A 14,108-nucleotide genomic window follows, 5' to 3' on the forward strand; every position below is an offset into this window, starting at 1 on the left:
TTTAAATATACCAGTAGCTATCCACAACAATGGGACATAATATGAACAAAGAAATTTACGACACCCTCAGAGACCGGATCATCCACCTAGACTATAAACCAGGCCAGATTTTAAAGGAACAGACCCTGGCCCAGGAATTCGGGGTCAGTCGTACCCCGTTGCGCACAGTGCTTTTCCACCTTGAATGGGAGCATCTGGTCAAAATCCTGCCCCGGACAGGGATTTTGATCATGGCTTTGGAACTTGGCACCATCACAGATGTATTCCAGGCCCGGCTGGAACTCGAAGCGGTCATCGGCACCATGGCCGCCCAGAACCTAACCCAAGAAGATATGGATAAATTCTGCAGCCTTGAATCCGGCTGCCATGCACTCAAAGACAATAAAGACCCAAAAGCCCTGGGAAAAATAGACTGGGAAAACAAAGAGATCTTCCACAGGGCTGCAGGCAACCCCTTTCTCATTGAGACCTCTGAAAGGCTCTACTCCTTAACCTTCCGGCTCTGGTATTTTAACATGCTTAAAATGGACCCCAAAGCATGGAACCGGGAAGTCACTGCGGTCCAGGAGGACCTGGTGATCCTCGGCAATCTGCTCAAGACCGGATCCCCCCAGGAGGCAGGCCAGGCCAGGAAAGATCAATTGCTCAAGCATCTTAAACGAATCAGGTCCTCATTTCTCGGGCTGTCAGGCCTTTGATGCCCCTATTTTTTCTGCTCCATGGCCGCCTGAACAAAGGCAAGGGTCGCCTTTACATCCTTGTTTAAAAGGGTGCTGGCCATGATTTCCTGCCAGTTTTCCCTTTCCAGGGTCTGGGCGATCCTGGCTGCGGTCTGGGATTTAAGTTGTTTTTTAATCTGGATAAAGGGCTGATTCGGGGTATCAATCCACAGGGAAATCACCTCTTTTGCCCTGGCAATGAGCTGATCTTCTTCCACAATCTCGTCCACCATCTTCATTTCAAGGGCCTGGTCCACCCCGATCATTTCCCCATTGTACATGACATCCCGGTATCGCCTGTCCGAATCCAGGCCGAACCTGACCACGGCAGACTGGGCAATGGAAAGGGACAGCCCGATTTTGATCTCGCTCATGCCCAGTCTTATCTTGGGATGATTTTTCACAATCCTGTAATCCGAAGCCATGGCAAGGATCAGTCCCATGGCAGCCGAATGCCCGTTCATGGCACAGACCACAGGCTTTTTACAGGTAAAATAATCCACTAAGATTTTTTCTTCTTCTTCAAAAAAGGAGATAACCTGTTCATCTGTCTCAAATCCCACAAACATGGGCAGACTGAAACCGCTTGAAAAAAAACGGCCTTGACCGATAAGGATAATGCCCTTGAGTTCATCTTGTTCATTGACCTCATCCACGATCTCTTTAAGCGCCCTCAAGGTTTCTATATCTACGGCGTTGGATACCTTGTCTGACAGCTGGGCAATGACAATATTATCCTGAATTTCTTTTTTCAACATGGATCTTCCTTTCTGTTCATTTTAAAAGGTTTCATCGTCATATGGTTTTTACCCTAGATAAAAGGCCTGGGCAAGAAAGATTTGGATTTAAAAAGCAAATACAAATAAACAAGGACTTGCCCCTTTCCCGCCATGGGGCCCGCTCCCCTTTTTTTGAGTATAACCCGTTAATATACTCTCAAAAAAACGCCTTGACAAAAAAGAAAGGCTTGTCCTATAGTGTTGTCGGGCGCCTGGCCGACTAAACGCTTTTTTCATTCATATTGTTTTAATATAAGGGAGGATCATGGACGCAATTACAGAAATCAAACCCGGGAAAAAATATTTCCAGCGAATTTACCTGGGAATCATGCTCTGGTTCGTGGGCCGGGCCGTACAGGCAGCCGGCCGGGTGGACTCGGCCGTAAAAGATGAATTTACGGCCATGCCCGAAGGGTATACCTTCTGTTTGGGCGCATTTCCCAACGGTCCTTATATGATTGTGGGAAAAGATAAAACCCACAGGGCCAAATACCTGGGTTCAAACAAGGATAAACACAATATTCATTTGGAAATGGGGCTTAAAAGCATGGGGAACTTGTTTACCCTGTTCACCTTTCAGGAGAGTACGCCCACAGCCAATGCCAGGGACAGGCTCTTTGTATCGGGAGATGTGCCCCAGGCCTGCGCTGCGGTTCGAATCCTGGATATTGTCCAGGTCTATCTTCTGCCCAAACCCATTGCCAAACTGGCCATCAAGCGCTACCCCAGATGGTCGTTGAAGCGCCACACCATTGACAGGGCCCTTGTTTTGATCAGAACCGTCACAGGACTCTAAACCATAAAGGATATCTTTTATGAGCCATTTTTCTTTTTTGTGCCGGACCAAAACGAGTTTCGGCAAAAATGCCCTGGAGCACCTGCCCTTTGACCTGGCTGCCATGGGAAGCTCAAAACCCATGGTGATTCAAGACAAAGCCAGCCATTTGGCAGGATTAACCAAGCCTGTGATCCGGGCCTTCAAAGAATCAGGCATGACCATTGGTATCAGTCCTCCCATACCTGAAACCCGAGAGGGGGATGCCAATTTTATAAAATCCATGTACACCCATTATACTGAAAAAGGGTATGATGCCCTCATTGCCCTTGGCAGGCAAACGGCTGGGGATGCGGCAAAGGCATTGAACATTGCCGTATCTTTAGGACCGGAGAGCCTCAAGAAAAAAAATATCTCTCAGCGCCTCAATCCCCTGATATATCTTCCAATCGGCGCGGCATCAGGCGCGGCAACCGCCGGAATGGCCCGGTTCAACAACCAGACCTTTATGTCTGATTTTCTGGCCCCGGACCAGGCGGTGATTGATCCCTCACTTTTCATACCCGATGAGGTGGACACTCTGATTGATGTCTCTCTGACCTGCCTGGCGACGGGCGCAGAAGTGCTCGGGCTTTCCCGAAGCCTGCCGGCCAGGGCCTATGCATCGGCCATCATCCGACTTGGGATTGCCCCTTTGGAGTCCATCATCCAATCCAACAAGGATCACCAGAGCCAGCCCCAAAAGATAAAACTTGCCTGGCAAAAAGACCTGGTCCAGGCCGGGGTTATGGCCGGATATCTCATGTCCGAACCGCTGATCAGCAATATCCTGGGCCAAACCATTTCCGACCAGACCCGGATCAGCCAGGGCCAGGCCATGTGCATTGTCCTGCCCCCGCTTCTGGAAGCCCTGGGAACTGAGGATATGGAAGGACTTTTATTGGCCCTCAAGGGCCAGGAGAGTTTCAGTACCGTACCGTTGCCTCTGTATGCCCAAACCAGCGTTCAAGCCATCCGTTCCCTGGTCAACTCCCTGTACGGGGTATCCCGGGGCAGACGGCCTCGAACCCTGGAAGAGGCGGGCTGGAATAAGACTGCCATAGTTTCTTTGGGAGAAAAACTGGTGGATTCAGGAACCCTCAAAGGGATTGACCCCAACACCCTTGAGACGATTTTAACCTGCGCCTGTGACGGCCGGCCTGTGATCCAAGGGTAAAGGAGATATTATGTATACACCTGACTATTATGAATTCTGCTGCCGGGTTAATATGGTTGCAGGCACAAAGGCCTTGGAAAAAATCCCCGGCCTGCTTTCAGATATGGGAGCCCAATCCCCCATGATCATCACGGACAAAGGGGTGATGGCAGCAGGGCTTGTGGATGTGGTTCTCTCGTCCATAAACGGCCAATTAGATATTAAGGCAATTGAAGATGACGTCCCGCCTGATTCAGACTTACACCTGGTGGGCCACCTGGCCGGGGTCTACCGGGAAAAAGGCTGCGATGCCATCATTGCCGTGGGCGGCGGATCGGTCATGGATACGGCCAAGGGCGTTAATATCCTGATCTCCGAAAACAGCGACAACCTCATGGAATTTACCGGGGCCGGGGCTTTAAAACGGCCCTTAAAGCCCTTGATTGCCGTTCCCACCACAGCCGGGACAGGATCTGAAGTCACCCTGGTGGCCGTGATTGCCGATCCTGATGAAAACAGAAAAATGCTATTTACCTCCTATTTTCTGCTGCCCGATGCAGCGGTCATCGATCCGAGGATGACCCTGACCCTCCCCGCCCATATTACTGCGGCAACGGCCATGGATGCCATGGCCCACGCAGTTGAATCCAGGGTAATGCTCTCCAAAAACCCTCTTTCAGATGCCCATGCCCATGAAGCCATCTGCCTGATCAGCCGCCATTTGCCAAAGGTTCTTGAGAATCCTTCGGATCTGGAGGGCCGCCTGGCCCTTGCCACGGCTGCCACCATGGCAGGGATTGCCTTTTCCAATTCAATGGTGGGCATGGTCCATGCCATTGGCCACTCCGTGGGATCTGTCTGCCATGTACCCCACGGCACCTGCATGGCCATCCTTTTGCCCTACGGACTGGAGTACAACCTTCACCGGGTAGGTGACAGGATCGCAGATCTGCTCTTGCCCCTGGCAGGGCCAACGATCTATGTGGCCACCCCTGAAGCACAGCGGGCGCAGGCCGTGATCGACTGGATCCGTCAATTTAATTTAAACTTGCACAACACCACCCAAAACCGCCATGCCATCTGTTTTAAAGACATTCTCAACCCGGATGGAATTCCCATGGTGCCCAGGGACAAACTGCCCGAAATCGCCAGAACCGCTTTGGGCGACGGGGCGGGTTTTTACAATCCTGAAGAGATGGACTTTCAAGATTGCCTCATGGTGACCCAGGCGGCCTGGGAAGGAATTCCACTGGATAAAACCCAGATTAAAAAAGGGTAAAAATACGGATATAAACTTCAAACCAAGGAGAATCCAAAATGAGCGCTAAAGGATATATGGGAAAAATCATGATGGTGGATTTGACCCAGGGAATCGTTGAGATTGAAACAATTTCACCCAAGGTATATGAATCCTTTTTATCGGGAATGGGGCTTGCCGCCCATATCCTCTTTCACAGGATACCGGCCGGGGCAGATCCCATGGGGCCGGAGAATATCATTGGATTTGTCTCAGGACTGCTCACCGGGACAGGATCCCTTTTTACGGGACGGTGGATGGTCACGGCCCTCTCTCCTTTAACCCAGGGATGGGGAGAGGCCAACTGCGGGGGATCTTTTTCACCGGCCATCAAACGCTGCGGCGTGGACGGCATCTTTTTCAAGGGCACAAGCCCAACCCCTGTCTACCTTTATGTGGACGACAAAGGCGCCCGGCTTAAACCGGCCCAGGAGGTATGGGGAAAAGACGCCGTTGAGACCGAAGAACTGCTCAAAGCGGCCCACAAAAATGCAAAGGTGGCCTGTATCGGCCAGGCCGGAGAAAAATTATCTCTGATCTCAGGGGTCTCCACGGACAAGGGACGGATGGCGGCCCGCTCAGGCCTGGGCGCTGTCATGGGGGCCAAAAATCTCAAGGCCCTTGTCCTTGCAGGAAAAAAACGAATTCCAGTTCACAACAGAGAAGAAATCAAACGCTTAAGCCAGATCTGCGGCAAATGGGTAAAATTCCAGCCCCCCTTTGTGCCGGGCTGGCTCACCGGGCCCATTGGGACCCTGCTCAGAATCCTTCCCTTTGTGGCCACCCAGGACGGGATGCTCTATAAAATTTTATTACGCAAATGGGGCACGGTCTCCATGAACCAGATGTCCGTTGAAATGGGAGATTCTCCCATTAAAAACTGGAAGGGCAGCAATTCAGACTGGGGATTTTTCAAATCTTTTTCTTCCAACCCGGATGCCTATGTCAAAGCGGAGACTGAAAAATTTCACTGTTACTCCTGCCCCCTGGGATGCGGAGGCATCTGTAAAACCAAGGGCAAATTTAGCGAAACCCATAAACCAGAATATGAAACCGTTCTCTCGTTTGGCGGGTTTGTCATGAACAAGGACACAGATGCCATTTTCTATATTAACGAACTGCTCAACCGGGCCGGCATGGACACCATATCCGCCGGCCATGCCGTGGCATTTGCCATGGAATGCTATGAAAAGGGGATCATCACCCTTGCTGACACCGGAGGCCAGGCATTGGATTGGGGAGACCCTGCTGCGGTTAAGTTTTTAACGGAAAAAATGGTAACAAGAGAAGGAATTGGAGACATCTTGGCTGACGGGGTAAAATTGGCAGCCAAACGCCTGGGCAAGGAGGCCCAAGAGATGGCCATTCATTGCGGAGGCCAGGAGCCGGCCATGCATGATTCAAGAAATGACCCGGGATTTGCCCTTCACTATAGTGTTGAACCGGCACCGGGCCGCCATACCAACGGGGCCGGCCTCTACTATGAAATGTACCAGCTGTGGAAAAAGGTAAAAGGGGTGCCCAAAATGGGGCCGGGATATTTAAAATCCAGTAAGTACAAGAAAAACCTCAATCATGCCCGGGTGGGCAAGGCAAACTCAGAGTATCTCAACGTGATGAACGGTGCAGGCGCCTGTTTGTTCGGCGGTTTTCTCGGGGCCAAACGGATCCGGATATTTGACTGGCTCAATGCCGCTGCCGGCTGGAATTTCACCCCGGAAGAGTATATGGAAAAAGGGGGCAATATCCAGGTGATCAAACAGGCATTCAACGTCAAGCACGGCATTGAGCCTAAGGCCAACAGGGCCCCGGACCGGATTCTGGGACTTCCGCCCCAGGTCAAAGGGGCCAACAAGGGCAGGACCGTGGATGTGGAGACCATGATGGCAGATTATTGGGAACTTTTCGGATGGGACCGGGAAACCGGGAAACCCGGCAAAGAGATCGTCGACAAAATATTATCCATTGCCTGAACACAAAAAAGGAGAATACCCCATGGCTTATACGATTTCAGATGCCTGCATCGGGTGCAGGGCCTGCGCTCTTATCTGTCCTGCAACTGCCATATCAGGAGAAAAAAAACAATTACATTTCATTGACGGCCAGGCCTGTATTGAATGCGGGGCCTGCGGCAGGGTCTGCCCGTCAGGCGCCGTAACCGACGAGTTCGGACTGGTCCTGGAACGCATCCCCAAAAAAGAGTGGGAACGGCCCTATTTTGACCTGTCCGCCTGCCTTTCCTGCACTGTCTGCCTGGACACCTGTCCCACCGGTGCATTGACCCAGGAAAGACAAAAGGTGGGCTCCACCCATCTGTTTCCCTGTCTTGAAAATGAAAAATTATGTATTGCCTGCGGGTTCTGCGTCCAGGACTGCCCAGTGGATGCGGTCACCATGGGCGCAAGGCAGTCTGCCCCTCCCAAAGAACCTGTAAAGGCAGGGTAAATGGCAAAAACAGCAAAAGGCACAGGCAAGAACAACCGCCAGAAAATCCTGGACACGGCCATGGCCATGATCGGGAAAAAAGGGATAGACAACACCAGTCTGGCCCAGATATCCAAGGCTTCAGGGCTGAGCAAGGGCACGCTTTACTATTATTATGCCAGCAAAAATGACCTCATATTCGACATTGCCGACATCCATATGGAGCGGATCACAGCCACCTTGTTCCATATGATTGATACAACATCCCAGGTGACCTGGGAAAAACTGCTCACCGCCTTTTTCACCACCCTTTTAACCTCTGAGACCAGAAGCAGGCTTCATCTCTATCTGGTCAGGGAGGCGGTGTCAGGCAATGAAGAGCTCAAACTCATATTTCAGTCCACCTATGCGCAATGGTTTTCCATGGTGGATGATGCCTACGATAAAATGGCCGGACCCAAAATAGATGTGGCGGCCAAGGCAAAACTCCTGGTGGCTGTGGTGGACGGATTTATTCTACAAACCCTTCTCGGGGCGGACAAGACCCAAATCAAGGATATTGTCCGCCTCATGCTCAAGGTGATCGTGGAATAGACGAATATATCAAAACCAGAAGGTCAGAAACTGACAATTTGAAAAAACCGGATCTTAATATTTTTAAACCGGACAAAAAAATTTTACAGCGGAGCAACAGGTGATGATAAAAAAGGAGGTTAGTCCGCTTTTTCAGGGGATGTCATCCCGTAAACCAGGATGTCCACCCTTTTTTTGATATAGTAAATCAGGGTAATACGGTCCAACACAATCTCCGGATTTGAAATGTCAACCGAGGGCGAGAACTCTCCTGGTTTGATATAGGCCTCAATGTCAAACTCATAGGGTATACCCAGTTCAGAATAGGCAATCATCCGTTTAATATGAATGGGGCCGTTTTGAACACCAAATTTTAAGGCTGAATAGGCGGTTGCGCTGCCGGCCAGGCCAATCTCTATCTGGTTGCCCTTTTCCCGCAATTTTTCCGCCCCGAGTCTCTCCCATTCCCGGGCCTGGCAAACGACTGACGACAATAAAACGATGACGGCAACGGCCATGAGTTTCAAGCCAACGCTCTTGATCATAATCCCCCCTTTTGAACGATTGATCCTTTATCTCAAATTTTGAGTGTCCGGCCTTTAAGTTATCCAAGGTTAAGGTTAAATCTGGCACACCCCCATACCTTTGTAAAGAAAAATCAAACCAATCTCTTTCCAGGGCTGTTAGTGGGTCAACAGGACTTCATCGGTCTGAAAATCCTGTTTTTTAATCTCGGTGAACATCTGGATTAATTTTTCCTTGGTCAGCGCTTTTTTCTCATCCCCTTTGACATCAATGATGATCTGACCGCTGTCCATCATGATCAACCGATTGCCGAATTCAATGGCATGGCCCATGTTATGGGTGATCATGAGGCTGGTCAGATTCCCCTCTTCAATGAACCGGGTGGTCTGGTCCATAACCATGGCCGCATTTCTCGGATCCAGGGCAGCGGTATGCTCGTCAAGAAGCAGAATATCAGGCCCGGACAGCACGGTCATCAAAAGGGTTAAGGCCTGACGCTGGCCCCCTGAAAGGGAAGAGACATTTTCCTTCATCCTGGCCTCAAGCCCCATGTTCAACACTTTTACCTTCGCCTGGAACCTGTTTCTCATGGCCCGGGTCAGGCTGATTCGCGGCCATTTAAACCCTTTTTTAGAGGTAATCATCATATTATCCTCCAGGGTCATGTTGGAGGCGGTTCCTGCCAGGGGGTCCTGAAAAATACGGCCGATGAGCCGCGCCCTTTTGTATTCAGGCAGGGATGTGACATCCCTGTCTTTGATCTTAATCTCTCCTGAGCTTGGGAGCATGGCACCTGAAATCAGGTTGAACAGGGTGGTTTTCCCGGCCCCGTTACTGCCGATGATGGTGAGAAAATCTCCGGGCTCAACCCTGAGGTTCAAATCCTGTATCACGGTTTTTTCGCCAGGAGCCCCCGGGTTAAAGGTCTTTGATATATTGGATAGACAGATCATGACCTCTCCTTTGCCTTTAGCCGTTTAAAATTTGCAAGGCCCAGAGAAACGAGAATCAAAAGGCCTGTGATAAGCTTGAGATCATTGGGGGTCATGTTGATATAATACCCGTAATACCGGCCCAAATACATAATGGCCTTGAACAGGATCGCCCCGAGGATCACCCTCAGGGTCAGAATACTGATGCGGTTGGACTTGAGCAAAAATTCTCCCAGCATCACAGAGGCAAGCCCTGACACCACAATGCCCTGGCCCAGGTTTACATCTGCAAATCCCTGGTATTGTGCGGCAAAGGCGCCGGACAGGGCCACCAGACCGTTGGAAATCCCCACCCCGACGAGCTTGAGGGTGGCTGGATTTACCCCCTGGACCCGGACCATCTGCTCGTTATCGCCCAAGGCCCCGAACACCAGTCCCATGTCTGTGGTAAAAAAGATATCCAAAATAAATTTCAAGGCAAAGACCACCAGGACAAAAAAGATCAGGGTGGCATATTCCGGTGCCATGATCCCAAAGCTCACCTTGTGAACCCAGGTCAGCAGGGTATCCACCCGGAGCAACGGCAAATTGGCCCGGTTGGACAAAATCCTGATATTCACCGAATAGAGCATGGTCATGGTTAAAATACCGGCCAAAAGATGGGGAACCTTGAACTTATTGTGGATGGCGGCCGTGACAAAACCGGCCAAAACCCCGCCGCCAAAAGCATAGACAAGACCTGCAACCGGGCTAATCCCCGAATGAAGGCAGGCGGCCATGATCACCGCGCCCATGGGAAAGGACCCGTCAACGGTCAGGTCAGGAAAATCAAGAACCCTGAACGTAAAAAACACGCCCAGGGCCATGATCGAATAGATCAGTCCTTCTACAAAAATACCTTCAATCATTTAATGCAACTTTTTTATATTGGAAAACCCCGGTGGTTCAGGGCAATTCCTTGATTTATTTTGATACCAATTTTCCGTTTTTGATCACTTTATTGGCCGTGGCAATAATATCTTCAGGAAAAACAAGCCCGAGCCTGGCAGCCACATCCAAGTTGATGAGCAGATCCACGTCAGAGGGCTCGGTCATGTATATCGTTGGGATATCAACCGGTTTGGCCCCGTTGAGAATATCTGCGGCAAGCCTGCCGGTGACCTTTCCCATCTTGTAGTAGTCAAATCCCCAGGCCGCAAGGACATCGTTGGTTTCAGCAGAAGAGGGATCCGCAGACATGACCGGAATTTTATGCTTCATGGCAACGGCAGTCACCGCTGCAAGGGCGGAGAAAATCGTATTATCATTGCTCAAATAGATCCCGTCTACCCTGGGGGCAATGGTCTGGACCGCCTGTTTGACTTCCGAAGAATTGGTCACCGTGGTTTCAATAAATTCAATACCCATCTCTTTGCAGACCCGTTTGGCAATCACAGCCAGGGCAACGGCATTGGCCTCACCGGAACAATAGACATGACCCAGGGTTTTTAAGGGTTTAATCGTGTTGAGCAGCTGAATCTGCTCTTTGACCGGGGTCATGTCTGAGGTGCCGGTCACCCCCTTTTCCCCTTTTTCAACCGATCCCACAAGGCCTGCCCCCTCAGGATCAGTCACCGCACAAAATAAAACGGGCCTGTCCTTGATGGTATTGACCAGGGCCTGGGCGGTGGGAGTGGCAATGCCCACGGCAATGTCTACTTTTTCTGCCTTGAATTTCTTGGCAATGGAAGCGGCAGTGGACATTTCCCCGTTGGCATTCTGAAGATCAAACCGGGCATTGGGAAAATCTTCTTTGATCCCGTCCTGCACCCCTTTTTCCAGGGCATCAAGGGCCGGATGGGCCACAATCTTGGAAATCCCGACAAAGACTTTTTTTTCAGCCTGAACTCCGGCCATAAACATCCAGGTCACCATAAGGGCTGCCATGGTAAAATAAGATATTTTTTTCATTTAAAAATGATCCTCCAAAGAGCACTAAACATTATTTTGGCCGACCTGGGTGGGGGTGTTTTTCCTGCCCTTTTCAGCCCCTTTTACTTTGGCTACCCATTGTATACCGCCCCTTAAAAATTGCAAGGCATAAATTCAATGGGCGGCCTTTCAAAAAGGGTTGAAAATTATTCGGTTTTTTGGGTATACAGATGAACATCCTGCTGGGGATAGGGAATGTTAATACCCTGTTGATCAAAGACCATTTTAATCTTTTCGGTCAGGTCAAAATAGACATTCCAATAGTCAGCGGTTTTAACCCAGGGCCTGACAACAAAATTCACGCTGGAATCGCCAAGCTCGGATACGGCAATATTGGTCTTTGGTTCTTTTAACACTCTTTCTTCTTCACAAACGATCTGGTGAAGAATCTCTTTGGCCTTTTTAATATCGTCATCATACCCGATCCCGATGACCAGATCCACCCGTCTTGTATCATTGGCCGTGACATTGGTGATCACATTGGTGGTGATACTTGCATTGGGGACAATCACCTGTTTATTGTCCACGGTATTCAAGGTGGTGGTAAAAAGAGCAATGGAGACCACATTACCTGACACGCCCGCGATATCCACAAAATCCCCCACCCGATAGGGACGAAATAAAATAAGCATGACCCCGGAGGCAAAATTGGAAAGGGAATCTTTTAAGGCCAGACCCACGGCAAGTCCTGCCGCACCCACAATGGTTAAAAAGGAGGTGGTGTTAATGCCCAGCTGTCCTGCTGCGGCAATGACCACAACCACCAAAAGGGTGTAATAGAGGATGCTTTCTAAAAATTTAACCAGGGTGATATCCACCCGGTTCTTTTCAAGCAGGGTGGTCGCAAGCCGGGTAATTTTCCTGGACAGCCATTTCCCGATAAAAAAGATGAGCAGGGCAGCCACAATTTTCACAGAATAGGTGGTGACCCAATAGCTAACCAGTTCAACCATCTGGTTTATGTCCAAATTCTTAAAAAAATCCATGTTCTCTCCTTGGTTTATTCAATGATATGTTATCCGGCCAACGCCCTTGAACGATTCTGAAAAAAAGGGGGTGGGCCATTGATCTGCTGTATATAAAGGGTTGTGTTCTGGGCACTCGTTTTTGATAATCAGCACAGTATTTAGGCATTCTGCCCTTGCATTCCCCTTTTATGGGTTGCTTTTTTCCCTGGTCAGCAGCCAGACAAAGGGCGCCGTTAGAATCCATCACATAAAAGGAGAAAAAATCCATGGGTCGGGCTGCCGGTTTAACCCAGACCATATTATTATCAAGAATCGGGGTGCAAACAATAAAAATGCATCCGGTCTTCCTTGGAATTACGATAATCAGGGATTTGGTAAAAATACGCGTTGGCACAGGAATTGTCAACAACAGGCTTTTCCCCTGCTCCACCATACAGCACCATCATATTGTTTGTCACCTTGATGGCGGACCGCTGGAGCAGGGCCAGGTTCAGGAAAAATATATTGCTATGACTCTTAGGTCTTTTAGAGACTAACTCATCCGATAGGTATAAGACATCATGATCTGGTTCCTATCTTCCATGTTCAAGGCAGCCTCAAGTCCGAGGCAGTCCAGGCTGACATTGATGGCCTCTTTGGTCATGCGGATGCCCATGGGGTTTTTTTGAGTCATAATTTTGGCCAGGTCAACAGCCTGGGACATCATATTTTCCTTTTCCACCACCAGGGATGCAAACCCCAGATCAAGGGCGGTATCGGCATCCATCCAATTGCCGGTGAGCAGGTATTCGTAGGCCCGTCCCGCCCCGATGAGCCGGGGCAGAAAATAGGATGAGGCCATGTCCGCCCCCCCCAGGCCGATATTGATATAGGCCGCAGAAAACCGGGCATCCTGGGCCAGTATCCGGATATCCGAGGCCATGGCCAGGGAAAATCCAATACCGGCGGCTGCCCCGTGGACACAGGCAATAATGGGCTGGGGTATCTGGCGCATGCCCAAAAACAGCCGGCTCATGCGGACCTGTGCATTATAGGCCTGGACAGGACTCATCTTAAAAATTTCAGGGGCATATGTTTTGGTATCCAGGCCTGCACAGAATCCTTTGGCATCTCCGCCGGAAAGGATAATCACCCGGGTATCCTCATCATAACGCCGTTCCTGAAGAAAGGTCTCAAAGGCCTTTACCATGGAATGATCAAAGGCATTATAGGTAGAGGCGCGGTTCAGGGTGAGCACACCAATATGGTCCTGGACAATGAATTCAAACGGCGGGGTATCAGAAGATTGGGTCATGATTTTATCCTTTATATTAATCTGTAAAACAATGGTCTTTCATCTCAAAGGTCATCTGGCAGCTCTTTTTCAAGGCGGCTTCCAGGCCCTTAATCTTGGGCAACTCATAGGTGAAAAAATACTGGGCCGTCACATATTTACCCTCAAGAAAGGTTTTTTCCTTTTTCTTGGGACTGCCCTGAAAAAACGCCTGGGATGCGGCTGTGGCCATGGTCAGCCACTGCCATCCAATGACCATGATCCCGAACATTTCCAGAAAAAGGCTGGCATCGGCCAAAAATGCATCAGCCATCTCCTGTTTGAGCAGCTCAAGGCAGCGGCCGTTTTCCATGACAAGTTTCCGGGGCGCATTCCCATTTTCCCGGTTTTAAAAAGGCCTGTCTTTTAGAGCAAAAAGAATGATATCCTCTGTTACGCTAAAATGAACATAAATGGATTGTGCTAATGAAGAAAGCTGAAGATTGTAATACTGTTGATGAAGTCCTTGCATGCCTCAAAGAACTGGAAGAAGATCCAAATCGCTTGGTTCGTAACGCTAACGAATTAGAACAAATGGAGCAGGAAATCCTTGAGTATACAAATCGGATAAGCGCCTTTTTTTTAAAAAAAAGATCCAGGCCTCAGTAGATTCCTCTGAACAGGTCGACCAAGAAAAA

General features: G+C 49.8%; 17 protein-coding genes. 9 read left to right on the plus strand and 8 right to left on the minus strand.

Annotated features, from left to right (window positions below; translation table 11 throughout):
- Positions 1-41 precede the first annotated feature (41 nt).
- Positions 42-698 (plus strand): GntR family transcriptional regulator, encoded by a 657-nt coding sequence (locus tag HUN05_23290; GenBank protein ID WDP87692.1) that lies wholly within the window; start codon positions 42-44, stop codon positions 696-698.
- A gap of 5 nt (positions 699-703) precedes the next feature.
- Here the strand turns inward: HUN05_23290 and HUN05_23295 are convergent, their stop codons facing one another.
- Positions 704-1,477 (minus strand): enoyl-CoA hydratase/isomerase family protein, encoded by a 774-nt coding sequence (locus HUN05_23295; protein WDP87693.1) that lies wholly within the window; start codon positions 1,475-1,477, stop codon positions 704-706.
- A gap of 286 nt (positions 1,478-1,763) precedes the next feature.
- Between HUN05_23295 and HUN05_23300 the strand changes: the two genes are divergently transcribed.
- The 6 genes from HUN05_23300 to HUN05_23325 are packed head-to-tail and all read left to right on the plus strand — an operon-like array spanning position 1,764 to position 7,783.
- Entirely contained in the window at positions 1,764-2,294 is a 531-nt protein-coding gene (locus HUN05_23300) for a hypothetical protein (GenBank protein ID WDP87694.1), read from the plus strand.
- A gap of 19 nt (positions 2,295-2,313) precedes the next feature.
- Entirely contained in the window at positions 2,314-3,489 is a 1,176-nt protein-coding gene (locus tag HUN05_23305; protein WDP87695.1) for an iron-containing alcohol dehydrogenase, read from the plus strand.
- A gap of 10 nt (positions 3,490-3,499) precedes the next feature.
- A complete protein-coding gene (locus HUN05_23310) occupies positions 3,500-4,747 on the plus strand; it encodes an iron-containing alcohol dehydrogenase (protein WDP87696.1) in 1,248 nt (415 codons plus the stop codon).
- Positions 4,748-4,785: 38 nt separating this feature from the next.
- The gene (locus tag HUN05_23315; protein ID WDP87697.1) at positions 4,786-6,738 is read left to right on the plus strand and encodes an aldehyde ferredoxin oxidoreductase family protein; all 1,953 of its coding nucleotides are present in this window, start codon (positions 4,786-4,788) and stop codon (positions 6,736-6,738) included.
- Positions 6,739-6,760: 22 nt separating this feature from the next.
- Entirely contained in the window at positions 6,761-7,210 is a 450-nt protein-coding gene (locus HUN05_23320) for a 4Fe-4S binding protein (protein WDP88206.1), read from the plus strand.
- Positions 7,211-7,783 (plus strand): TetR/AcrR family transcriptional regulator, encoded by a 573-nt coding sequence (locus HUN05_23325; protein ID WDP87698.1) that lies wholly within the window; start codon positions 7,211-7,213, stop codon positions 7,781-7,783.
- Positions 7,784-7,902: 119 nt separating this feature from the next.
- Here HUN05_23325 and HUN05_23330 read toward each other — a convergent pair whose 3' ends face one another.
- The 5 genes from HUN05_23330 to HUN05_23350 all read right to left on the minus strand — a co-directional run bounded on the left by HUN05_23330 (position 7,903) and on the right by HUN05_23350 (position 12,176).
- Positions 7,903-8,307, minus strand: a complete 405-nt coding sequence (locus tag HUN05_23330) for a hypothetical protein (protein WDP87699.1) — start codon at positions 8,305-8,307, stop codon at positions 7,903-7,905.
- Positions 8,308-8,445: 138 nt separating this feature from the next.
- Entirely contained in the window at positions 8,446-9,240 is a 795-nt protein-coding gene (locus HUN05_23335) for an ATP-binding cassette domain-containing protein (GenBank protein ID WDP87700.1), read from the minus strand.
- Positions 9,237-10,127, minus strand: coding sequence for an ABC transporter permease (locus HUN05_23340; protein ID WDP87701.1), 891 nt, complete (start codon positions 10,125-10,127; stop codon positions 9,237-9,239). The genes HUN05_23335 and HUN05_23340 overlap by 4 nt, the downstream gene beginning before the upstream one ends.
- Before the next feature lie 55 nt (positions 10,128-10,182).
- Positions 10,183-11,169, minus strand: a complete 987-nt coding sequence (locus HUN05_23345; GenBank protein ID WDP87702.1) for an ABC transporter substrate-binding protein — start codon at positions 11,167-11,169, stop codon at positions 10,183-10,185.
- A gap of 167 nt (positions 11,170-11,336) precedes the next feature.
- Complete coding sequence (locus tag HUN05_23350) at positions 11,337-12,176, minus strand: mechanosensitive ion channel (GenBank protein ID WDP87703.1); 840 nt, start codon at positions 12,174-12,176, stop codon at positions 11,337-11,339.
- A gap of 248 nt (positions 12,177-12,424) precedes the next feature.
- Here HUN05_23350 and HUN05_23355 point away from each other — a divergent pair, with 248 nt between their 5' ends.
- Positions 12,425-12,694 (plus strand): hypothetical protein, encoded by a 270-nt coding sequence (locus HUN05_23355; GenBank protein ID WDP87704.1) that lies wholly within the window; start codon positions 12,425-12,427, stop codon positions 12,692-12,694.
- Here the strand turns inward: HUN05_23355 and HUN05_23360 are convergent.
- Together HUN05_23360 and HUN05_23365 are read right to left on the minus strand one after the other, a co-directional pair.
- Positions 12,691-13,452 (minus strand): enoyl-CoA hydratase/isomerase family protein, encoded by a 762-nt coding sequence (locus HUN05_23360; protein ID WDP87705.1) that lies wholly within the window; start codon positions 13,450-13,452, stop codon positions 12,691-12,693. The two genes, HUN05_23355 and HUN05_23360, sit on opposite strands and share 4 nt — an antisense overlap.
- A gap of 16 nt (positions 13,453-13,468) precedes the next feature.
- On the minus strand, positions 13,469-13,783 hold the full coding sequence (locus tag HUN05_23365; protein ID WDP87706.1) for an acyl-CoA dehydrogenase C-terminal domain-containing protein: 315 nt from the start codon (positions 13,781-13,783) through the stop codon (positions 13,469-13,471).
- A gap of 113 nt (positions 13,784-13,896) precedes the next feature.
- On the opposite strand from HUN05_23365, the gene HUN05_23370 reads away from it, so the two are divergent.
- Positions 13,897-14,079, plus strand: coding sequence for a hypothetical protein (locus HUN05_23370; GenBank protein WDP87707.1), 183 nt, complete (start codon positions 13,897-13,899; stop codon positions 14,077-14,079).
- Positions 14,080-14,108 lie beyond the last annotated feature (29 nt).

Origin of the sequence: Desulfobacter sp. (assembly GCA_028768545.1) — a bacterium.
In the GTDB taxonomy this organism is placed as follows: Bacteria; Desulfobacterota; Desulfobacteria; order Desulfobacterales; family Desulfobacteraceae; genus Desulfobacter.